Annotated in this window: 24 protein-coding genes; 20 read left to right on the forward strand and 4 right to left on the reverse strand. The window is 58.8% G+C overall.

Features of this window, described 5'->3' with window-relative positions; genetic code table 11:
• Positions 1–18 precede the first annotated feature (18 nt).
• From HXX25_RS04620 to HXX25_RS04665, 10 genes are all read left to right on the forward strand, one after another.
• Complete coding sequence (locus tag HXX25_RS04620; RefSeq protein ID WP_187167337.1) at positions 19–117, forward strand: LPXTG cell wall anchor domain-containing protein; 99 nt, start codon at positions 19–21, stop codon at positions 115–117.
• A 112-nt stretch (positions 118–229) separates the two neighbouring features.
• Positions 230–535 carry a septum formation initiator family protein gene (locus tag HXX25_RS04625; protein ID WP_187167338.1) on the forward strand — a complete coding sequence of 102 codons (306 nt, stop codon included), beginning with the start codon at positions 230–232 and terminating at the stop codon, positions 533–535.
• Between the two features lie 104 nt (positions 536–639).
• The gene (gene pdhA, locus HXX25_RS04630) at positions 640–1,674 is read left to right on the forward strand and encodes a pyruvate dehydrogenase (acetyl-transferring) E1 component subunit alpha (RefSeq protein WP_187167339.1); all 1,035 of its coding nucleotides are present in this window, start codon (positions 640–642) and stop codon (positions 1,672–1,674) included.
• Positions 1,671–2,072, forward strand: a complete 402-nt coding sequence (locus tag HXX25_RS04635) for a nuclear transport factor 2 family protein (RefSeq protein ID WP_187167340.1) — start codon at positions 1,671–1,673, stop codon at positions 2,070–2,072. The genes pdhA and HXX25_RS04635 overlap by 4 nt, the downstream gene beginning before the upstream one ends.
• On the forward strand, positions 2,072–2,479 hold the full coding sequence (locus HXX25_RS04640; protein ID WP_187167341.1) for an MAPEG family protein: 408 nt from the start codon (positions 2,072–2,074) through the stop codon (positions 2,477–2,479). The genes HXX25_RS04635 and HXX25_RS04640 overlap by 1 nt, the downstream gene beginning before the upstream one ends.
• Positions 2,479–3,909 (forward strand): pyruvate dehydrogenase complex E1 component subunit beta, encoded by a 1,431-nt coding sequence (locus HXX25_RS04645; protein ID WP_187167342.1) that lies wholly within the window; start codon positions 2,479–2,481, stop codon positions 3,907–3,909. Before HXX25_RS04640 ends, HXX25_RS04645 begins: the two co-directional genes overlap by 1 nt.
• Positions 3,909–4,307, forward strand: a complete 399-nt coding sequence (locus tag HXX25_RS04650; RefSeq protein WP_187167343.1) for a GFA family protein — start codon at positions 3,909–3,911, stop codon at positions 4,305–4,307. Before HXX25_RS04645 ends, HXX25_RS04650 begins: the two co-directional genes overlap by 1 nt.
• Positions 4,304–4,618: a hypothetical protein gene (locus HXX25_RS04655; protein ID WP_187167344.1), complete on the forward strand. Its 315-nt coding sequence runs from the start codon at positions 4,304–4,306 to the stop codon at positions 4,616–4,618. Before HXX25_RS04650 ends, HXX25_RS04655 begins: the two co-directional genes overlap by 4 nt.
• 1 nt (position 4,619) lies before the next feature.
• Positions 4,620–5,987 carry a pyruvate dehydrogenase complex dihydrolipoamide acetyltransferase gene (locus HXX25_RS04660; RefSeq protein WP_187167345.1) on the forward strand — a complete coding sequence of 456 codons (1,368 nt, stop codon included), beginning with the start codon at positions 4,620–4,622 and terminating at the stop codon, positions 5,985–5,987.
• 127 nt (positions 5,988–6,114) lie between these two features.
• Positions 6,115–6,477: a cupin domain-containing protein gene (locus HXX25_RS04665; RefSeq protein ID WP_187167346.1), complete on the forward strand. Its 363-nt coding sequence runs from the start codon at positions 6,115–6,117 to the stop codon at positions 6,475–6,477.
• A 91-nt stretch (positions 6,478–6,568) separates the two neighbouring features.
• Here HXX25_RS04665 and HXX25_RS04670 read toward each other — a convergent pair whose 3' ends face one another.
• Entirely contained in the window at positions 6,569–7,465 is an 897-nt protein-coding gene (locus tag HXX25_RS04670) for a haloalkane dehalogenase (RefSeq protein WP_187167347.1), read from the reverse strand.
• Positions 7,466–7,597: 132 nt separating this feature from the next.
• Between HXX25_RS04670 and lpdA the strand changes: the two genes are divergently transcribed.
• The 4 genes from lpdA to HXX25_RS04690 all read left to right on the forward strand — a co-directional run bounded on the left by lpdA (position 7,598) and on the right by HXX25_RS04690 (position 10,952).
• Positions 7,598–9,010, forward strand: coding sequence for a dihydrolipoyl dehydrogenase (gene lpdA / locus HXX25_RS04675; protein ID WP_187167348.1), 1,413 nt, complete (start codon positions 7,598–7,600; stop codon positions 9,008–9,010).
• A gap of 21 nt (positions 9,011–9,031) precedes the next feature.
• The gene (locus tag HXX25_RS04680; RefSeq protein WP_187167349.1) at positions 9,032–9,382 is read left to right on the forward strand and encodes a hypothetical protein; all 351 of its coding nucleotides are present in this window, start codon (positions 9,032–9,034) and stop codon (positions 9,380–9,382) included.
• Between the two features lie 74 nt (positions 9,383–9,456).
• Positions 9,457–10,125: a hypothetical protein gene (locus HXX25_RS04685; protein ID WP_187167350.1), complete on the forward strand. Its 669-nt coding sequence runs from the start codon at positions 9,457–9,459 to the stop codon at positions 10,123–10,125.
• 86 nt (positions 10,126–10,211) lie between these two features.
• Complete coding sequence (locus tag HXX25_RS04690; protein ID WP_187167351.1) at positions 10,212–10,952, forward strand: hypothetical protein; 741 nt, start codon at positions 10,212–10,214, stop codon at positions 10,950–10,952.
• Here HXX25_RS04690 and HXX25_RS04695 read toward each other — a convergent pair.
• On the reverse strand, positions 10,949–12,712 hold the full coding sequence (locus HXX25_RS04695; RefSeq protein ID WP_187167352.1) for an AMP-binding protein: 1,764 nt from the start codon (positions 12,710–12,712) through the stop codon (positions 10,949–10,951). The two genes, HXX25_RS04690 and HXX25_RS04695, sit on opposite strands and share 4 nt — an antisense overlap.
• A gap of 248 nt (positions 12,713–12,960) precedes the next feature.
• On the opposite strand from HXX25_RS04695, the gene HXX25_RS04700 reads away from it, so the two are divergent.
• Genes HXX25_RS04700 through HXX25_RS04715 form a run of 4 tightly spaced genes read left to right on the forward strand, consistent with a single transcriptional unit; the run spans position 12,961 to position 16,631 of the window.
• A complete protein-coding gene (locus tag HXX25_RS04700) occupies positions 12,961–13,839 on the forward strand; it encodes a hypothetical protein (protein ID WP_187167353.1) in 879 nt (292 codons plus the stop codon).
• Between the two features lie 45 nt (positions 13,840–13,884).
• Positions 13,885–15,147 carry a polymer-forming cytoskeletal protein gene (locus HXX25_RS04705; protein ID WP_187167354.1) on the forward strand — a complete coding sequence of 421 codons (1,263 nt, stop codon included), beginning with the start codon at positions 13,885–13,887 and terminating at the stop codon, positions 15,145–15,147.
• Positions 15,148–15,204: 57 nt separating this feature from the next.
• Positions 15,205–16,167, forward strand: a complete 963-nt coding sequence (lipA, locus tag HXX25_RS04710) for a lipoyl synthase (RefSeq protein ID WP_187167355.1) — start codon at positions 15,205–15,207, stop codon at positions 16,165–16,167.
• Entirely contained in the window at positions 16,164–16,631 is a 468-nt protein-coding gene (locus HXX25_RS04715; protein ID WP_187167356.1) for a type II toxin-antitoxin system RatA family toxin, read from the forward strand. The genes lipA and HXX25_RS04715 overlap by 4 nt, the downstream gene beginning before the upstream one ends.
• 6 nt (positions 16,632–16,637) lie before the next feature.
• Here HXX25_RS04715 and HXX25_RS04720 read toward each other — a convergent pair whose 3' ends face one another.
• Both HXX25_RS04720 and HXX25_RS04725 read right to left on the reverse strand, forming a co-directional pair.
• Positions 16,638–17,138, reverse strand: coding sequence for a CinA family protein (locus tag HXX25_RS04720; protein WP_187167357.1), 501 nt, complete (start codon positions 17,136–17,138; stop codon positions 16,638–16,640).
• On the reverse strand, positions 17,131–18,282 hold the full coding sequence (locus HXX25_RS04725) for a bifunctional 2-C-methyl-D-erythritol 4-phosphate cytidylyltransferase/2-C-methyl-D-erythritol 2,4-cyclodiphosphate synthase (RefSeq protein ID WP_233346885.1): 1,152 nt from the start codon (positions 18,280–18,282) through the stop codon (positions 17,131–17,133). Before HXX25_RS04725 ends, HXX25_RS04720 begins: the two co-directional genes overlap by 8 nt.
• Before the next feature lie 86 nt (positions 18,283–18,368).
• Here HXX25_RS04725 and dusB point away from each other — a divergent pair, with 86 nt between their 5' ends.
• Both dusB and HXX25_RS04735 read left to right on the forward strand, forming a co-directional pair.
• Entirely contained in the window at positions 18,369–19,343 is a 975-nt protein-coding gene (gene dusB, locus HXX25_RS04730) for a tRNA dihydrouridine synthase DusB (RefSeq protein ID WP_187167358.1), read from the forward strand.
• A 162-nt stretch (positions 19,344–19,505) separates the two neighbouring features.
• A complete protein-coding gene (locus tag HXX25_RS04735; RefSeq protein WP_233346887.1) occupies positions 19,506–21,662 on the forward strand; it encodes a PAS domain-containing sensor histidine kinase in 2,157 nt (718 codons plus the stop codon).
• Positions 21,663–21,664: the final 2 nt, after the last annotated feature.

Raw genomic sequence — 21,664 nt, forward strand, 5'->3', positions numbered from 1 at the left:
CAGAAACGGAGCCGGTGCATGATGGAATTCATATCAAATTACTGGTGGATATTTGTGCTGCTGATTCTCCTCGGCGGGTCCGGCGGCATCGCCATCAAACGCCGAAAAGACGACTAATTCTCGCCTGCGTAACCCTTGATTCACCCTGTTGAGGTTCAATGCCTCATCAGAGAATGAGCCGGGTTGAACTTGGCCAATTTCAGACTTGGTGAATGAGGTGGGTCGCCGAATGCAATCCGTAAAGCGTCTTTTCCCTTCCATGCTGTTTGCAGCGATGATCGCCTATTTCGGCTATCACGCACTCAATGGCGAACAGGGCGTGCTGAACTGGATTGTGGTCAAGAACCAGATCAGCGAGACCGAGATCGAACTGGCCGAAGCCCGCAGCGATCGCGAAGCTCTGGAAGTGCGCGCCGCCCGCCTGCGCTCGGACAGCCTGGATCTGGACTATGTCGAGGAACGCGCGACGGCACTCCTCAATATCGCCCATCCGCGCGATTTCGTCGTCGATATCGAGACACCTCGCGAGCGTTGAACGCGCGTTGAAATCACGAAATTGCAGCTTGCCGTATGCGGCAACTTCCTGTTATGGCGAAGCCAATGATCAGGGAGTGTGGACTTTAGTTCACATACGAAAGAATGGCTGCAAAGAAACCTGCTGACCGGACAACGGATACTGCTGCAAAACGGGCCAAGGGGCCCGCTGCCAAGGTCACCAAGAACGACCTGCTGACCTATTACCGTGATATGTTGATGATCCGCCGCTTCGAGGAGAAGGCAGGACAGCTCTATGGCATGGGGCTGATCGCCGGGTTCTGCCACCTCTATATCGGGCAGGAAGCCGTTGTGGTCGGCGTGCAGGCGGCGCTGGACGAGGGCGATCAGGTGATCACCGGCTATCGCGATCATGGCCACATGCTGGCTTGTGGCATGGACCCGAACGGCGTGATGGCCGAGCTGACCGGCCGCGAGGGTGGCTATTCGCGCGGCAAGGGTGGCTCCATGCACATGTTCAGCCGCGACAAGCAATTCTTCGGTGGACATGGCATTGTCGGTGCCCAGGTCTCCATCGGCACCGGGCTCGCCTTCGCCGATCTCTACAAGAAAAATGGCAAGGTCTGCGCCACGTATTTTGGCGATGGCGCGGCCAATCAGGGCCAGGTCTATGAAAGCTTCAACATGGCGAAGCTCTGGAATCTGCCCGTGATCTACATCATCGAGAACAACCAGTATGCCATGGGAACCAGCGTCAAGCGGTCCTCCTCCGAGACCCATCTTTACAAGCGCGGTGCTTCTTTCGGCATTCCGGGTGAGGAAGTGGATGGCATGGATGTCATCTCCGTGCGCGAAGCCGCCGCGAAAGCGCGCAAGCATTGCATGGACGGCAAGGGACCCTTCATTCTGGAAATGAAGACCTATCGCTATCGTGGGCATTCCATGTCCGATCCGGCGAAATACCGCACGCGCGAGGAAGTCGACGATATCCGCTCGCACCACGATCCGATCGAGGGGGCGAAAGAGCGCATCCTGAAGGAAAAATTCGCCACCGAGGACGATCTCAAGAAGATCGACAAGGAGGTGAAGGCCATCGTCAACGCCTCGGCCGATTTCGCCAAGGAAAGCCCCGAGCCCGATCCGTCCGAGCTCTGGACCGACGTTCTGGTGGAGAGATGATGACCCCCGCGGAATTCCTCCAGCACTGGCACAAGGCCGTCCTCAGCAAGGATGCGGCGCTGTTGTCGTCCATCATCGCGGAGGGCTGCGAATTGCATTCGCCGGTGGTGTGGAAGCCGACAAACGACAAGGCCTATCTCATCCACATCCTGCAGGGCGTCATCGATACCATTGATGATTTTGCCTATCGCGAGGAATGGGTGAAGGGAAACGGGATCATTCTCGAATTCACCGGCAATATTGCCGGGAAAGGCCTCGTCGGGATCGACAAGATCACCCTGAATGAGGACGGGCTCATGTCCCGCATTGAAGTCCTGATCCGCCCGATGAACACCTATATCGAATTTGCCACGCGCATGCGCGAACACGCGCTTGCCTTCAAGAAGGAAATCGCCTGATGCTGCCTCTGGAACTCTCCTATCTCGTCTCCGCGATCGCCCTCTATTTCGTGATGATTGCGGTACAGGCCTTCCTGTCCAACATCGAAAACAAGCCGGCCGCCATGGCTGGCAGCCGCGATGGGATTGCCGACAAGGGCGTTATGCTCGGCCGGGCGCGCCGCGCCAATGCCAACATGGTTGAATCCCTGATGATGTTTGTGCCGCTCGTACTGGTCGCTTACGTCACCGATAATCTGAACGGCATGACCGAGCTTGGGGCCGGCCTGTTTCTCGCAGCGCGTATCGTCTATGCCCCGATTTACTGGTTCGGTATTCCCTGGCTGCGCACGCTCGTCTGGGCGGCCGGCCTGACGGGTATTGTCCTCATCTTCCTGCAAGTCCTGCCCTTTACCGGAGCCGCCTGATGCCGATTGAAGTTCTGATGCCTGCCCTGTCTCCGACCATGGAGGAGGGCAATCTGGCGAAATGGCTGGTGAAGGAAGGCGATACCGTCTCCTCCGGCGATGTCATTGCCGAGATCGAGACCGACAAGGCGACGATGGAAGTCGAGGCCGTCGAGGAAGGTAGGGTCGGCAAGCTGCTGGTCGCGGAAGGCACGGAAGGCGTGAAGGTCAATGCACCCATCGCGCTTCTGCTGGAAGAGGGCGAGGATGAGAGCGATCTGGAGAATTATTCTCAGGACGGCTCGAGCGGTGACGATTCCGGTTCTGACTCTGACGAGGATGAAGAATCAGATGCACCGGACGAGAAAGCAGAGTCCGGCAAGGACGCTGCAGAAGAGAAAGCGCCCGAGCCGGTGCGACATACCAAACCCGCCGCCTCCGATCCCGAAATCCCGGACGGCACCGACATGGTGCCAACCACCGTTCGCGATGCCTTGCGTGATGCCATGGCGGAGGAAATGCGCCGCGATGATACCATCTTCGTGATGGGCGAAGAAGTTGCCGAATACCAGGGCGCCTACAAGGTCACACGCAATCTGTTGCAGGAATTCGGCTCCAAACGCGTTGTCGATACGCCGATCACCGAGCATGGCTTTGCCGGTCTGGGCGTTGGCGCGGCCTTCGGCGGACTGAAGCCCATCGTTGAATTCATGACGTTCAACTTCGCCATGCAGGCGATCGACCACATCATCAACTCGGCGGCCAAGACGCTTTACATGTCCGGCGGCCAGATGGGCTGTCCGATGGTCTTCCGCGGCCCCAATGGCGCGGCCAGCCGCGTGGGCGCTCAGCACAGCCAGGACTATTCCGCCTGGTATGCGCAGGTGCCGGGCCTGAAAGTCATCGCGCCCTATGATGCCGCCGATGCCAAGGGCCTGTTGAAAGCCGCAATCCGCGATCCGAACCCGGTCGTCTTCCTCGAACACGAGCTGATGTATGGCGAGACCTTCGATGTGCCCGACATCGAGGATTGGGTCCTGCCCATCGGCAAGGCGAAAATCCGCCGTAAAGGCTCGGACGTGACCATCGTGGCGCATTCCCGCATGGTCGGTTTTGCGCTGCAGGCCGCCGAAGAGCTGGCCGAGCAGGGCATTGAAGCCGAAGTGATCGATCTGCGCACCTTGCGTCCGCTCGATACCGAGACCGTCATCGAGAGCGTGAAGAAGACCAACCGCATCGTCTGCGCCGAAGAAGGCTGGGGTCAGCACGGTGTCGGCGCGGAAATCGCCGCCCGCGTTGTGGCCGAGGCCTTCGATTTTCTGGATGCGCCGCCCGCCCGCGTCTTCCAGAAAGACGTGCCGCTGCCCTATGCCGGCAATCTCGAAAAACTGTCCCTGCCGGGCAAGGACGATGTCGTGAAAGCGGCAAAACAAGTCTGTTACGTGGACTGATGAGTGCTCCCGTCAAACCCCGCAGCGGTGGCTGCCATTGCGGCGCGGTGCGCTTCACGGCCGATCTGCCGGATTCTGTCGTCGCCCTGTCGTGCAATTGCTCGAACTGCGCCATGACGGGCTTCATCCACGTCATCGTCGAACCCGAAAATTTTCATCTTGAAAAAGGTGAGGACGCGCAGAGCGAATACACCTTCAACACCCACACGGCCAAACACCTCTTCTGCAAGACGTGCGGCGTCAAAAGCTGGTATTATCCACGTTCCCATCCGGACAAGGTCTCGGTCAATCTGCGCTGTTTCGACAGTGATCAGGGCCTCTCCGGACGCATTGCCGATTTTGACGGGGCGAACTGGGAAAAGAATGTGAACGAAATCAATCCGGAGATGGGTGCATGATCGCCGCTTTCCTTCTGTCTCAGGCGTTGTCGCCCGCTCTGCCCGTTCTCGACCCGGACGCAGTCTGCCGTGGCGACATCACATGCTTGTCGCGTGAAGCCGGCGCTCATACCCGTCTGGCTGAGAGCTGGGCCGGGCAGCCGGCCGCGGCGCGCGCCCATTGCACCGCAAAAATCATCGCCGGTGATATCGACCAGTATGCCGGCCTTGAAGCCTGTCTCATTATTTACCGGGTGATGGGCGATCAGGGCGCGGATGAAATCACGCAAGCCGCGATCGACCTGACACCCGCTTCCGCCGAGAGGAATTAGAATGCCGATTGAAATCCTCATGCCCGCCCTGTCACCCACCATGGAAGAGGGCACACTCTCGAAATGGCTGGTGAAAGAGGGCGATACGGTCAGCTCCGGCGACCTGCTGGCGGAAATCGAAACCGACAAGGCTACGATGGAAGTCGAAGCCGTCGATGAAGGCGTGGTCGGCAAGATTCTCGTGTCCGACGGCACCGAAGGCGTGAAGGTCAATGCCGTCATCGCCCTGCTTCTGGAAGACGGCGAGGACAAGAGCGCCCTCAAGGATTATTCGCCCGAAGGCGGACCGGATGTGTCGTCTGACAAGGACGAGAACAATGAGGATTCCCCCCCTCCGTCTTCGGACAAGTCCTCAGACACCTCCCCCGCAAGCGGGGGAGGAAAAGCAAGCGCCGAACAGGTTTCCTCCCCCGTTCACGGGGGAGGTGGTCGCGTAGCGAGCGGAGGGGGGGATCGCATCAAGGCCTCCCCGCTGGCCAAACGCATGGCCGAACAGGCCGGCATTAATCTAAAGGACGTTGACGGCTCCGGACCCAATGGCCGTATCGTCAAGCGCGACATTGAAAGCTTTGAAGGCAAAGCCTCGCCAGCAAAGTCCGATGCGCCGAAGGCCGCCGCCCAGGCTGCGCCAAAGGACATCAGCGAGGACGCCCCACTGGCGCGCTATGGCATTTCCGAGGATCGCTACACGGTCGAAAAAGCCGATGGCATCACAAAGATTTCGGCCAAACGCCTGACCGACAGCTTCCGCGATGTCCCGCACTTCCCGCTGACCGTCGATTGCGAACTCGATGCGCTGCTGTCTTTCCGCAAGCAGGTGAATGACAAAGCGCCGGACGGCGTGAAAATCTCGGTCAATGACATATTGATCAAGGCGTCCGGTCTCGCCCTGAAACGTGTGCCGGAAGCCAATTCTTCGTGGATCGAGGATGGCCGTATCGCCCGCCACAAGCATGCCGATGTCTCGGTGGCCGTGGCCATTGAAGGTGGACTGATTACGCCGATCATTTTTGACGCGGACGCCAAGGGGCTCGCACAAATCTCGACCGAGATGAAGGACCTCGCCGCCCGGGCGAAAGAACGAAAGCTGAAACCGGAAGAGTTCCAGGGCGGAACCTTCTCGCTCTCCAATCTCGGCATGATGGGCATCAAATCCTTCGCCTCCATCCTCAACCCGCCACAGGGCATGATTCTGTCCATCGGCGCGGGCGAGGAACGCCCGGTGGTCAAGGATGGTGCGCTGGCCAAGGCGACCGTGATGACGGTCACGCTGACCTGCGATCACCGTGTCGTGGATGGCGCAACGGGCGCCCGCTGGATCGCGGCCTTCAAGGGCTTCATCGAAGATCCGATGACGATGCTGATGTAGTCTGTTTCATCCGGGTCACTCGGGCTTGCCTGCCCTCGCGAAAGCGGAGGACACGAGGGTCCTTCTTGTCTGAATTGATGGATGCCTGGGTCGGGCACCCCGGTTTGTGACGCAGAATGGAATTCAGATGAAAACCAAAGTCTCGATCACCGAAAAACACGCCCTGTTCGACGAACGATGGTCGCCGAAAATCATCGCCGGTCTGGACAATTATGATGTGAAGATTGCCAAGGTCGAAGGCGAGTTCGTCTGGCACAAACATGATGATGAAGATGAATTCTTCCTCGTCACCAAAGGCCGGTTGAGGTTGGAACTCGAAGCCCGGGACGATGTTGTCCTGGATGAGGGCGAGATCTATGTCGTTCCCGCCGGCCTGCAACACCGGCCTGTCGCCTTGCCCTATGCCGAGATCATGATGATCGAACGCAGGGGCGTCGTGAATACCGGAGATGCCGGGCATGAACGGGCGGTGATTGCGAAACGATTATGAGTGTTCCGTCATCCCCCGATTTATTCGGGGGATCTGAAACTATCGCAGATTGCCCGGACAAGTCGGGGAATGACGGAAGAAAAGTCAGCGGCTACAATCCGAATTTCTTCACCGCCGCTTTCGCGATCGGCTCGCCCCATTCCTGTACGAAATGCCCGCCATCCTCGATTTCCATCGGCTCCGGACAGCCCTTGATCAGTTTTTGCAGTGCGCGCATGGCGGGCGGGCCCAGCACCGGGTCCTGCATGCCGATGGCCATGAAGCTGTCGCCGGACCAGTCCTGATTCCAGAATTGGGCGGCTTTCAGATTCGTGTCCACGCCTTCCATGTCCGGCGAGATCTGCACCAGCATCGGGAAACGCCGTACGCCACCCATATAGGACGGATCGGGGAAGGGGGCCTGATAGGCCGCAACCTCGTCCTCATCAAGGATCGGCGTGGCCCGCATCATCAGATCACCGACATTGAACTCCGGATTGGTCGCAACATAGTCGCGCCAGGCCATGAAGCCCGGACCCGGATCCTTGCCGACGCCCAGTCCGGTATTCATGACCAGAAGGCGCGTAAAGCGGTCTGGATAATCCATCGGCACCGACAGGCCGAGCAGCCCGCCCCAGTCCTGACAGACCAGGCAGACATCTTTCAGGTCCATGTATTCGATGAAGGCTTTCAGGGAATTGCGGTGAAAGTGGAAGGTGTAGTCCTCATCCTTCGCCGGCTTGTCGGATCGGCCGAAGCCGAAGAAATCCGGCGCGACGACGCGGCAGCCGGCTTCGAGGAAAACCGGAATCATCTTGCGGTAGAGATAGGCCCAGCTCGGTTCGCCATGCAGGCACAGGAAGACGGGCGCATCCTTTGGCCCCTCATCGACATAATGCATGCGCAGGCCCTCATAGCCCGGCAGATCATCGATATAATTCGGTGCGTATTTCCAGTCTTTCAGATTGGCAAACCGCTCTTCCGGTGTGCGCAAGGCCTTGATCGTCATGTTGGTCTCCCTCTGTCTTGCGGCACCATGGCCTGACATTGCGGATCTGCAAACCCGGTTTGCGTTTGAAGCATTGATTTTTTCCAGGCCAGCCGTCAAACCAAAGCGTGTTGGTACAAGGAGTTATCCCGCATGGCCGAGCAATTTGACCTCATCGTGATTGGCAGTGGTCCGGGCGGCTATGTGACCGCCATTCGTGCGGCCCAGCTGGGCCTGAAAGCCGCTATTGTCGAACGTGATCAGCTGGGCGGTATCTGCCTCAACTGGGGCTGCATCCCGACCAAGGCGCTGCTGCGCACCTCCGAGATATATCACCTGATGCACCGCGCCGACGAGTTCGGCCTGTCGGCCAAGGATATCTCCTTTGACATCAAGAAGGTGGTCGAGCGCTCGCGGAAGGTTGCGGGACGCCTCTCCGGCGGTGTCGGTATGCTGATGAAAAAGAACAAGATCACCGTGATCGAAGGCACGGCGCGCCTGGAAAAGGGCAGCGCGGCACCGAAAGTCATCGTCACCGGCAAGGACAAGAAAGATACGTCCTACGAAGCCAAAAACGTCATCCTCGCCACCGGTGCTCGCGCCCGCACGGTGCCGCAGGCCGGCCTCGAGCGGGACGGCAAGCAGATCTGGACCTATCGCGAGGCCATGGTGCCGGAGGAGATGCCGAAATCTCTCCTCGTCATCGGATCGGGCGCGATCGGCATCGAGTTCGCCAGCTTCTACAAGACCATGGGCGCGGATGTAACGGTCGTCGAGATGATGGACCGCGTCCTGCCAGTCGAGGATGATGAAATCTCCGCCTTTGCCGCCAAGCAGTTCAAGAAGCAGGGGATGAAGCTCATTCCCGGCGCGCAGGTCGAAAAGCTCGACAAGGGCGCAAAGTCGGTCAAGGCGTCGATCAAGACCAGCGACGGCAAGAGCCAGACCATCGAAGTCGAGAAAGTCATCCTCGCCATCGGCATCACCGGTAATGTCGAAAATCTCGGCCTCGAGGATCTCGGTGTAAAAGTCGAGCGCGGCCATATCGTCATCGACGGTTATGGTGCGACCAATGTCAAAGGCCTCTACGCCATCGGTGATGTCGCCGGCCCGCCCTGGCTGGCTCACAAGGCCAGCCATGAAGGCATTATCTGCGTCGAAAAAATCGCGGGCAAAAATCCGCACGCCATGGACACCTCCAACATACCCGGCTGCACCTATTGCCATCCGCAAATCGCCTCCGTCGGCCTGACCGAGGCCAAGGCGAAAGAGGCGGGGCATGATGTCAAAGTCGGCCGCTTCCCCTTTGTCGGCAATGGCAAGGCGATTGCGCTGGGCGAGGATCAGGGCCTTATCAAGACCGTGTTCGACGCCAAAACCGGTGAATTGCTGGGCGCGCACATGGTCGGGGCCGAAGTCACCGAACTCATACAGGGCTTCATGGTCGGCAAGGTGCTCGAGACCACCGAGCAGGAATTGATGCACGCCATCTTCCCGCACCCGACGCTCTCCGAGATGATGCATGAGAGCGTGCTCGATGCCTATGACCGGGTCCTGCATATCTGACGGCTGACAGGGGGGACAAGAATGGCCTACGAAACAAATATCTCCGCGGGCGATCTCACATTCGGTTCGTTATTCAGGATTTTCTTCTGGACGTCTCTGGCGTTCTGGCTGCTCTTCGGTGCCGTGCTCGCGGTGCTCGCGCTATTGGGCATGGATACGGTAAACTGGAACGGACAACCGGTTCACGGCGTACAGGGTTTGATCACGGGATCGCTGATCAGCGCAGTTATCGGGGCGATTGTATCGTCGATTGGCGGGCTGATATCGGCCCTGGTGGTCAAGCTTTTTGGTCGTTTTCTGCCGCTCTCGAATCTTCGTTCCACCCGGCAAAGCTTCGCAAATGTCTCGACCGTATTCAGCGATTCTGACTGACCTGCATCCAATCGCGTTCTGACCTGCATCTCTTCAGCAAAGGCCCATGGCGGGCCGGTACAGGGAGACAGGTGATGAAGGCAATTCTGATGATGACGGCAGCGGCCACCGCGTTGGCGGGTTGCAGTTATTCCAGCCATGGTCCTGCTGAAAACCGGTCCTTTGACCGGGCCGGTCTGGTGGCCGCCGGCGATATCGATGCCACAGGCAGCGCCGAATATGCGGGCATGTTTGTCGATGCGGGCGGCGACATTGGGAACAATCTGTCGCTCGCCGGGGCCAATGTCGTCTCCGATGCGCGCGTGGGCGGCAATCTGAACATTGAAGGTGCCCAGATACGCTTTACCGGGAGCGTGGCGGGAGACACCGAGATAGCCGGTGCAACCATGTATCTGAATGGCCGTTTCGGCGGCCGGATGGAGGTGATGGGTGCACGGGCCACGATTGATGGCGAAGTGCTGGGCGAACTGGAAGCCCTGGGCGCGCGCTTCAATCTCGAGGGCCGGTTTACATCGCCCATATATGTCGTCGGCGGTGGCCGCGAAGGCCGCAATGGCCGTGTCGTTATTTCAGGTGTGCTGGAGCAGGGCGGTTATATCTGTGCCAGCCAGGTCGATATTCACCGAAATGCACGGATTACCGGGCCGCTCACCATCATCGCGCACGACCGCCCGGACTGGACGGGCAGCTATGACTTCGAGCCGCTGAACGGGCGTGATTGCGAACGCATTTCCCGCGGCTGAGGTAAATGCTGGTTGCACCCATCACCAAAAACAACAAGATTGCCCATTGGAAGGGGCTCTCTTTTTAATCCCAGAGGGAGCTTGAAATGCATAAATCAATCTATCTGTTGGCCGCATCTGCGGCCGTTCTCGCTGCATCTCCGGCGCTGGCGCAGAGCCAGAACGTCTCCATGTCCGGTATCACGGTGGACTATTCCGGCGATGTTTCCGGCGATGGCGACTTTTCCGGCGCGACCGTGGACGTCACGGGCTCATTCGGCGGCGATCTGGAAGTTTCGGGTGCGGCTGTCGAGGTCAATGCAGAAATCGGCGATGATCTGGAAATCAGCGGCGGCGCGGTCGATATTCGTGGCTCTGTGGGCGGCAATGCAGAAATCAGCGGCGGTGCGGTTGATATCAATCTCACCGTGACGGGCCGCAGCGATATTTCCGGCGGGGCCATTGATGTCTATTCCGCATCGGTCTTTACCGGTGATGTGGAGATAGCGGTCGGGGCCATGGATTTTGCCGGTCACGCCATGTCCGGCCTGTCTGTCCGTTTCGGCGACATGGAATTTTCCGGACGCGCCGACGAGGCGGTCGATTTTGAAGGCAATAACCGGGAAGGCATTTTCCGCCGCCGCGATCGCAGCGAAATCGAGATTTCCGGCATTCTGAATGCCGGCGGTACGATCTGCGCCCACGAAGTCCGCTTCCGAGACGGTGCCGAGGTTAATGGACCGCTGACCATCCATGCCGATGAAGAGCCCGACTACGCAGCCGGGTTCGACGCGTCCAACATCAGCTTTGTCATGCGCGAGCGCGAGCGTTGCCGCGACGACGACTAGTCGCCGCCTTTGGCAAGTTTCTCGACGGCAACATAGTTGATCTTGCCAGTGCCCAGGACGGGGATCTCGGAGACCGGGATCACCCGTTTTGGAATCGATAGCTCTGCAATGCCGTGACTGCGGGCAAAGGCGACCATATCGCTACGCTCAGCGTTGGCGTATTCGGTCACGATTACGACCTGTTCGCCTTTTCGGGGGTCGGGCAGGGTGACCGCAGCATGCAGACAATCCGGCCAGAGTGACGTGGCGATATTTTCAACGACCGCCAGTGACACCATTTCTCCGCCGATCTTGGCAAAGCGCTTCTGGCGTCCACGGATCTGGACACAATCCTCTTCATCAAAGCTGACAATGTCGCCGGTATCATGCCAGCCATCCTTTGGCGGATGAATCACGCCAGGCTGGTCCGCAAAAATATAGCCTTGCATCACATTCGGGCCCTTCACATGAAGGCGTCCACCTTCCTCGATTCCCTCAACCGGCTCCAGCCGGGCCGACATGCCGGGAATCATCCGTCCCACCGAGCCGGGCTTGTTTCTCTCGGGCTGATTGACGGCAATAACGGGCGAGGCCTCGGTGGCCCCATATCCTTCGAGGATCATCAGATCGAATTCGCGCCGGACCATTGTGCGCGTTTCGTCCTTTACGCGCTCGGCCCCGCAAAGAACAAAGCGAAGGCTGTCAAAATCACCTTTTTCCGCCACACGGGCATACTGGTTCAGGAAGGTGTCGGTCGCAAAAAGCACCGTCGCTCTGGTTTTACGAACCCGCTCCATAATGGTCTTGCCCTGCAAGGGGCTGGGATGCAGGACGGCCGGAATACCCACAAGCAGGGGCAATAGCAGTCCGCCGGTCAGGCCGAAACTGTGAAATGTCGGCAACGAGTTGAAGACGATGTCGGTGGGGTAAATATCGACATGCGCACGCGCCTGTTCGACATTGGCCACCAGGTTCTGATGGCTCAACGCCACGCCTTTCGGATCGCCCTCCGTGCCGGAAGTAAAGAGGATAACGGCCGTATCATCCGGACTGACACGGGTGGCGACCAGATCAGGGAAAACGGGTCCCAGAAGCGCACGCACCTTGTCACCCAGCCCGATCGTCTCGCGAACGTCCTCCAGGTAGATCATCTCGTGATCTTCGGCGAGATGGCGTTCCAGTTCTTCCAGTGCGCCCAGTTCAATGAATTTGTGCGCCGTTACAATTTTCGTCGCCTGAGCCGCGCGGCAGGCCGCTTTGATCGCCTTTGGCCCCGCCGTGAAGTTCAGCATGGCCGGAATGCGGCCATAGGCGTTCAGGGCAAAGAAGGCGATGCCGGCACCGGCGCCGGTCGGCAGGAGAACGGCGACTTTTTCGCCTTTTTCTGTTAGCCGCGAAAGGGCCGAACCCAACCCGAACGATGCCCGCAGAATTTCGTTGTAATCAAATTTGCGCCCGTCAGCGTCGATGATCGCAACCGACTTTCCGCCGACTTTCGCCTTGGCTCTCATCATCGCCTGCAGCACAGAGCGGCGGGCGCGCGAAAGCTTGAAGGGGGCACCCTCAAGCACCGGCCAGGACGATGTGTCGACCTCCGCGTCCTCATCACTGTCGGGGTTTGTCGGCGCTGTACTATCCGGAGCTATGCCGGTGGAAGTGAGATCGGCAGCATCGGCCCCGGTTTCCGTGACGGCATCAAGCGCGTCTGCAGCCGGAATATCAGACTCACGATTGTTATGATCAATCGCTGTATTTCCGTCCGCGGGTTTCCCGTCGGTCATTATATTCTCCCCGTGTCACGCGTTGGCGCGCTTGTCATATCGTTGACGCGGACGTTAGGGGCACAATGCGTTTCTGAAAAGCCCGAAATTCCGTTCACTTGCCGCATTGTCAGCTGTTGAAGTGTCAAAGATTTATCGATTAACGAAAAATCGCTTTCATATCGAATTTCGATATGCTAAGAGAATTCCATCGCTGGGGAGCGTGACGGGTCAAACAGTTCGGCCCTTCGAGTCTGGAGTTTTCGGGCATGAGAATTTTTCTTGCCGTGAGCGTGTCTTCTGGCGCTCTGATCATGGCAGGCTGCAGCAATAGCGCGGCCGCATCGATTCACGTGGATAGTGATCATCACGATCGTTCCAATGGCGTGCACCAGTTCGATCAGGATGGTGATGTCAGCCTGTTGGGGAGTGACATGACCATTCGCGGCCGCATTGGCGGCGGGCTCTCGGTTGTCGGCTCCGATCTGGATGTCTCGGCGGATATCGGCGAGGGCATGTCGCTCGTCGGGTCAGACATCTCATTTGACGGTAGTGTCGGACGGGATGCCAGTATCGCGGGCAGCGATGTCGAGTGGTTCGGTTCGGCCGGTGGAGATGTCGATATTGCCGGCAGCGACGTGGAATGGAGCGGCTCGGCGGTTGGCAATCTGTCGATTGCCGGAAGTGATGTCGAGGTGGATGGCCGTATTGGCGGTGACCTGGATGTTGCAGGCAGCGATATTGATATCGCGACAGACAGCCGCATTGCCGGCGATCTTTCGATTGCGGGCAGCGACCTGAATGTCTACGGCGAAATGGATGGCGACGCCGATCTTGTTGGCATCTCGATTGATATAGAGGGCCGGATCGAGGGCCGTCTAATTGCAATTGCTTATTCCCGCAGGGGGTGGAGCTGGTCGTCCGATAATAGTCATCAGCGTGTTCGCATTAATGGCGCGATTGGTGCCGGCAGTGCTGTTTGCGCCCGTCGGGTGGCAATTGGCCGGGACGCGGTCTTGGCCAATGGCCTGACTGTCTTCGCAGACGAAGCCCCGGTTTTCGAGAATGGTGCGCCGCAAACGGGCGTCACTTATGCAGAAATCAATGGTCGTGACTGCGACGATCTGTTGGAACCCTATAACCGCTAATCCCTATTCGCACCCAAACGTAACGCCGGGGGGCGAACGGAGGTAATGATGTTCATTCGATCACTTTTTCTTGCAGCAGGGCTGGCTGCATCACTTACGTCCGGCGCGATGGCGCAGACATTTGGCGGCCATGTCGAATTCCAGAACATAGATCGCGACGGCGACCTCAAGGTCATCGCCGGCTCGGCTGAAATTTCCGGCCGGATCGGTGAGGATTTTGCAGTCTACGGTGGCAGCATCGAGGTTGATGTTGAAGTCGGTGGCGATATCCGGATTGCTGGCGGCAGTGTGACGGCAGCGGGACGTGCGGCCGGAGACGGCGAGTTCGCAGGTGGATCCGTTGAGGTCGATATGGATATCGGCGGCGACGCAGAGTTTGCGGCTGGCTATGTGCGTTATGAAGGCGTGATCGAAGGCAATCTGGATACGGCTGTCGGTGCCCTTGAATTGCTGGAATCGTCCACCGTTAATGGATCGGCGGACCTGACGGGCCAGAACATCACGCTCAGAGGCCGAATTCTCGGCAATCTGGATGCGCTCGCCGAAGAGGTCATTATATCCGGACGCATTGACGGAAATATTGATATCGAAGCCGAGCATCTGGTCATTGAACCGGGTGCCATCATCAACGGTCGGATTGAATATTCCGGTCCAAATCCGGCAGAGATTTCGCCAGATGCCGTCATGGCAAACGACATTGAATACACTTTCCGCGAGCTCGATTTCGATTGGGACGGTGACCAGTTTGATGGCGTCAATATCGATTTTGATATTCTTCCGGGCGGCGAGTTTTTCGCCGTCGCCGGCGTCGGGTTTGCGCTTCTGCTCGGGCTGATTGCGCTTTTGTTGATGCCGCGTGGCGTTGCGCGCCTGAGCCGTAAATTCCGCCGCCAGCCACTGCTTGCACCATTGCTGGGCTTGCTGCTTCTCCCGATGGGATGGCTCATGCTGATGATGGCCGTCACGGTTCTGCTCACTGTCACGGTCGTGGGCATCGTGCTGATCCCGTTCTGGTGGGTCTTTGGTCTGTTCGTGATCATTCTGGCCTACCCGCTGGGTGCGATCGCTGTGGGCGATCTGATCCTTGCGCGCACCGGACGGAATGATCCTGGCCTTGGCCTCAGATTGCTGGGTATGTTCGTCATACTCATTCTGGCGTCGGCGCTCTGGATTGTACCGCCACTGGCCGTCATTTCCGGGGTGATCCTGTCCTGGATCGGTCTGGGTTCCTGGGTTCTGGCCGCGTTTGGCAGCAAGGATGAGCCAGTCGCGCCGGTCCGGCCTTCTCCTGAAGCTGATGCTGTGTGAAAACAAATTGCGGGCGGCGCTTGAAGCCGCCCGCAACTAGCGCCATGTTGCGCCGCAATGGCGAACCTTATTGATACTCTCGCGGGCGAACAGAAGCCCCGCCACCCCGAAAAGCAGCATCGCCCGGATAATCCGGTCCTGCGCAAGCCGGACTGGATTCGCGTGAAAGCGCCCGTGGGCGGCGACTACGCCGAAACCCGGAAAATCGTCAAAGACAACAACCTGATCACCGTCTGCGAGGAAGCCGGCTGTCCGAATATCGGGGAATGCTGGACGCAAAAACACGCCACGTTCATGATCCTCGGCGATACCTGCACCCGGGCTTGCGCGTTCTGCAATGTGAAGACCGGATTGCCGCAAGCCGTCGACCACGATGAAGCCAACCGTATCGGCGAAGCCGTCGTGAAGATGGGGCTCAAGCACGTCGTCATCACCTCGGTGGACCGCGATGACCTCGAGGATGGCGGTGCGCAGCACTTTGTTGATGTCATCAACGCCATTCGCAAGGCTTCGCCCGGGACGACAATCGAGATCCTGACACCGGACTTCCTCCGCAAGGATGGCGCTATCGACACGGTGATTGATGCGCAGCCGGACGTTTTTAATCATAATCTGGAAACCGTGCCGCGGCTCTATCTCTCGATACGCCCGGGCGCGCGCTATTATCACTCCTTGCGGCTGCTGGAGCGCGTCAAGGAACGTGATCCGGCACAATTCACCAAGTCCGGCCTGATGGTGGGCCTGGGTGAAAGCAAGGAAGAGGTGATGCAGGTGATGGACGATATGCGGTCCGCCGGCATCGATTTCCTCACCATCGGCCAGTATCTGCAACCAACGCGAAAACACGCGTCGGTTCAGCGCTTTGTGGAGCCGGCCGAATTCAAAGCCTATGAAACGATTGCCCGCGCCAAAGGCTTCCTGATGGTGTCGGCGACGCCGTTGACGCGGTCCAGCTATCACGCCGGAGGCGATTTCGTGCGCCTTCGGGCCGCGCGGGATGCTGCGCTTGCGGGCAGATGATTACCCGGCATTCGGAACGCTTGCGGGTGCGCCATGCGCCATCCGATGTCTTTGAGCTGGTCTCCGATGTCGAGCGATATCCTGAATTCATTCCCTATCTGACGACACTTCGCATTCTCGCGCAGGAAACACGGGGCGAAAGTCGTGTATTCGTCGCCGAAGCCGTTGCGCGATATAGAATTGCCCGGGAGCGTTTTGTGACGCGGGTTGTGGCGGACCCGACCGCACTGCGCGTGTCGGTCAATCTTGTGGAGGGGCCATTCCACGTTCTGCGCAATGTCTGGCAAATGTCTGAACGTGAAGATGGTTCGACCGCCATTGATTTTGAACTGGAGTTTCAGTTCAACAATATGGTGCTGGACATGCTGGTCCGGGCGAACAAGCAACGCGCCGTTCAAATGATGATCGGTCTGTTTGTGTCTGAAGCCGACCGCCGGTATCCAGTTGTGGGCAATGCCGGATAGGTCAGTCTAGCTCCGTTCAACGCCGGACAGAAGCAAGACCAGCGCCTGCCTGACCGCGGCCTGCCGCACATTATCCCGGCCAATATCGCCCAGATTTGTCTCCAGCGTTTCAATCAGACCGCGGGAGGTTGCCAAGCCAAACCAGACAAGGCCTGCGGGCTTGAAATCGCTGCCACCGGGCCCGGCAATGCCGGTGATCGATACCGCGATGTCCGCACCGGATTCTGACAAAGCGCCCAGCGCCATTTCCCGGGCCACGGATTCCGAAACCGCTCCAAATTCGGCGATTAGGTCGGGATCAACGCCCAGACTGTCGATTTTCGCGGCATTCGAATAGGAGATGTAGCCGCGATCAAAGGCATCAGAGGAGCCCGGCACGCGTGTGATCGCGCCGCCGACAAGTCCGCCCGTGCAGCTTTCAGCCGTCGCCAGACGAAGATTTCCCGATCTCGCGGCTTCGACCAGACGGATCGCAAGGGCTGAAATTTCGGCTTCAAGATCATTCATGACGTTTCACCGTGACAATGGCGTGTGCCGCAATGCCTTCACCGCGACCGGCAAACCCCAACCCTTCTGTAGTGGTTGCCTTGATATTCACCGATGTTTGGCACAGTCCCAGCAGGTCGGCGACACGGGCCTTCATGGCGTCGCGATGCGGGCCGATTTTGGGCTTTTCGCAGACAAGCGTGATGTCGGCATGAACCGGTACGGACCCGGCTTTGCGGGCCAATGAGACGGCGTGGTCGACAAATGCCGAGGACGCGGCACCTTTCCACTGGGGGTCCGAGGGTGGGAAATGCTGCCCGATATCCCCCGCACCAATGGCACCCAGCAGAGCATCGACCAGGGCATGAAGGCCAACATCGGCATCCGAATGGCCAATAAGATCAAACGGGCAGGGGATTTTAACCCCGCAAAGCCAGATACCATCGCCCGGTCCAAGCCGGTGCACATCATATCCGGTCCCGCTGACAGTGATCATCTGGCGATGGAAAACGGGCATCTGGAAATCCTCAGCGAAGGTCAGTTTGATATTGGCGGCGTCACCGTCAACGATCTGCACGGGGATACCGCCGGATCGCGCCAGACTGGCTTCATCCGGATAGGCTATACCCGCTTTGGACGCATCAAATGCAGACATCAGTTTCTCGAAATGAAAAGCTTGTGGTGTCTGCACGCGCACAAGGGTATCGCGATCAATGCCGGCAGCAATCTGGTCGCCACCCCGGCTGAACACCGCATCCGTGATCGGCAGCCCCGGCACAGCGGCCTCACCTTGATCCAGGGCCTGGCAAAGGCGGTCAATGAGATCGTCCGGGACAAAGGGGCGCGCAGCATCATGAACGAGCACATGATCCGGTTTTTCAGAGCGCAATGCTCGAAGGCCGTTGTGCACAGACTGACTGCGGGTATCGCCACCATAACAACAGGATGCAGCGAATTCCTGATTCACTTGATCGAATAATTCCTGATCGTCGGGGTGGATCACGACCCTGATCATATCAATCCGGGGGTGTTGATGAAAAGCGCGGAGGGTCCGGCTCAGAACCGGCTCGCCATCAAGATCACGATATTGTTTCGGCAAGCCACCTCCCGCCCGGTGTCCACGCCCGGCAGCAACAATCAAGGCAGCAGTCTTTGGATGTGACACGGTCGCTCCCGGTCCCGGCTTGCGATTCAGGAGCCTACTCTATAGGTTCCGCCAACTTTTTAGGCCAGCAGCGAAGCACCGGATAGATGATTCAGATTGGTTCCCACCAGATTGATGCAGGCGCCATGCTGGCGCCGATGTCTGGCGTGACGGATCTGCCGTTCAGAGCGCAGGCCCGCGCCTTTGGCGCATCGCTGGTCGTCAGCGAAATGGTGGCCAGCGAGGAATTGGTGACTGGCGGCAAGCAGGCCTGGGAAAAGGCGGCCATGGATGTTGGTTCGGGCCTGAAAATCCTACAGCTTGCCGGGCGGGAAGCCAGATGGATGTTCGAGGCCGCGAAGATTGCCGAGGGTGAGGGCGCTGATATCATCGACATCAATATGGGTTGCCCGGCCCGCAAGGTGACCAATGGCCTGTCCGGTTCCGCCCTGATGCGCGATCTGGATCATGCCATGAGCCTGATCGAAGCAACCCTGTCGGCCGTCAACGTGCCAGTGACGTTGAAAATGCGCCTTGGGTGGGATCATGACAGCCTGAACGCTGCGGAACTCGCGTCCCGGGCCGAGGCGGCTGGCGTCAAAATGGTGACGGTGCATGGCCGCACGCGGCAACAATTCTACAACGGTCAGGCCGACTGGGGACGCGTCCGCGACGTCACCTCTGCTGTTTCGATCCCGGTGGTTGTGAATGGTGACATCACCGATATTGAATCGGCTCGCTCTGCGCTCGCCCAATCCGGCGCAGACCTTGTCATGGTGGGGCGCGCGGCTGAAGGCCGGCCCTGGCTGATAGCGGAACTCGATGCGGCACTCGCTGGCCAGCCGCAGGCTATCTCCATCGCCGAGAAGTTGACGTCCATACAACATCAACTCGATCACTCCCTTTCTTTCTATGGCGACCATATCGGCCTGAGGATGATGCGAAAGCATCTCGCCGCCTTTGCCGGCATCGAATTTGGTGGTAGTCCCGGATTGCGCAAAATGCTGTGTCAGACAAATGACCCGGCTTGCGTCTTCGATCGCCTGTCGCGGCTTGGAAGTGAGGCGTGCGTCGCCGCCTGACCGAGCTGTGTCCGGAACGACACAAGGGCGTTGATTTTCAGCAACAACTCGACGAAACTCCGGCAAATGTCGGCTGAGAACAGCGATCCTTCTACTTCGGTTCTGCCTGAAACCGTCAACTTGCCGCGTGCGGTGGTCGCTGCGCTTTGGGCAGGCGTGGCAATGGCAACCGCCATCATCATCTTGGCCGCATTCGTTCTGATATTCGGAGATGATCAGACATTCCCCGGACGGCGTAATCTCGTTTACCTCCTGCTCGCAAACCTCATCCTTCTGGGCGGCCTGGCCGGGCTGGTGGGATTCCGGGTCGCGCGCCGTTTTGCCGGCCGCAGATACGGAGAACCCGCGCCGAGGCTGCATCTTCGCTTCATCGCCATGTTCTCGCTCGCAGCGGCTGCGCCCGCCATTCTGATGGCCTTGTTTCTGGGCGGCATCCTGACGCGCGGTGTGGAATACTGGTTCGGCGAACGGGTGAACACGCTGGTGGAATCTGCCGCGGACACGGCAGCCGTCATCGTGGAGCAGCAATCCCAGCAAGCCCTGAATGAAATCCAGCTCATGGCGTTTGACATCAGCGGCGCGGAGCCGGTGGCCGCTTTTTCCCAAGACCCTGAAACCTATACCTCCTACTTCCGGCGTCAGGCGATCGTTCGCGGATTTCAGTCAGCCTATCTCGTTGATAGCAATGGCGACATTCTAGTGCGGGCGGAGGATTCCGGCTCACCGGCCTATATCAGCCCGTCGGAGCGATTATACCAGCTGGCGCGGGACGGGGATCTGGGTGTTTCGGATCCGGAACAGACGTCCGGCACAGAGCCGGCCTTGCGAGGCCTCCTGCTGCTGCCGGCCTATGAGGACGCCTTTCTCTATGTAACGCTCGATGTCGACCTCTCCCTGTTGTTGAGAGCGCAGGGAGCGCTTGATGATTACCGGTCGGCGACACAAAGCGAAGCGGAAACGCGTCTGGTATTTGTGCTGGTCTATCTGGAGACAGCCTTCCTGATTTTGCTCGGGGCAATCTGGCTGGCGCTATCGGCCGCCACACGCGTTGTCCGGCCTGTGGCAGAACTGGTGCGAGCGGCCGAACAGGTGCGGCAGGGCAATCTTGATACCCGCGTCGACGTCAAACGCGAAGACGACGAAATCGCCACTCTGGGCCGGGCGTTCAACCGCATGACACGGCAGCTCCGCGGGCAACGCCGCGAACTGGTGATGGCACACAGCCAGTCCGAAAATCGCCGGGCCTTTACCGAAGCGGTTTTGTCCGGGATCAGCGCGGGCGTTATCCGGATTGACGATCAGGATCGCATTACACTCGCCAACCGGCCGGCCTGCGACCTGCTTGGCCGGAATGAAGACGCATTGGTGGGGCAAAAACTGGCTGTCGTTTCTCCGGAGCTGGAAAGCGTCGCCATTCAGGCGCGTCAGCGTCCCGGGGATATCGCCAGTTCGCAGATTGAATTGTCCGAGGACGAAGAACGCCCGATCAGCCTGAATGTCCGCGCAGGTCTGGATCCGGATGCCGGTCTGATTCTGACATTCGATGATGTCAGCCGGCTGGTTGCCGCCCAGCGTAGCGCCGCCTGGCGCGATGTCGCGCGCCGGATCGCGCATGAAATCAAGAACCCGCTCACGCCTATCCAGTTGTCCGCAGAGCGCTTGCAGCGCCGCTATCGCAAGCAGGTACCAGAAGAGGATGTCGAGACGTTCGATAAATGTGTGTCCACCATTGTGCGTCAGGTGAGCGATATCGGCCGCATGGTTGATGAGTTCTCGTCTTTCGCCCGCATGCCCCAGCCGAAAATCGAACCGGTCGGCATGACGGAACTGATCCAGAATGTTGTATTTGCTCAACGGGTTGCCAGCCCTTCGGTGGTCATCGAATTTACACATCCGGACAATGACGTGCGGGCGGATTGCGACGAGCGGCTGGCGGCACAGGCGCTCACCAATATCGTCAAGAACGCAGCCGAGAGCGTCACGGCCCGGATGGATTCCATGGCCGGCACCAAACAGACGGGGCGTATTCAACTGACCCTGAAGAAGGCGGATGGATTCGCTGAAATAACAATTCAGGACAATGGGCTGGGTTGGCCTTTGGCCAACCGGGAACGCCTGACCGAGCCGTATATGACGACCCGCGAAAAAGGAACCGGTCTCGGCCTCGCCATCGTCAAACGCGTAATGGAAGACCATCGCGGCCGTCTTGAACTTGACCAGCCGGGCGACGGTATCGGCGCCATCGTACGATTGAAATTTCCGGTTTCGGACCAGAATGGCCCGGATATCGCTTTGGAAACAGAAAATGCCCAGGTGTGAGA

It is taken from the genome of Hyphobacterium sp. CCMP332 (assembly GCF_014323565.1).
In the GTDB taxonomy this organism is placed as follows: domain Bacteria; phylum Pseudomonadota; class Alphaproteobacteria; order Caulobacterales; family Maricaulaceae; genus Hyphobacterium.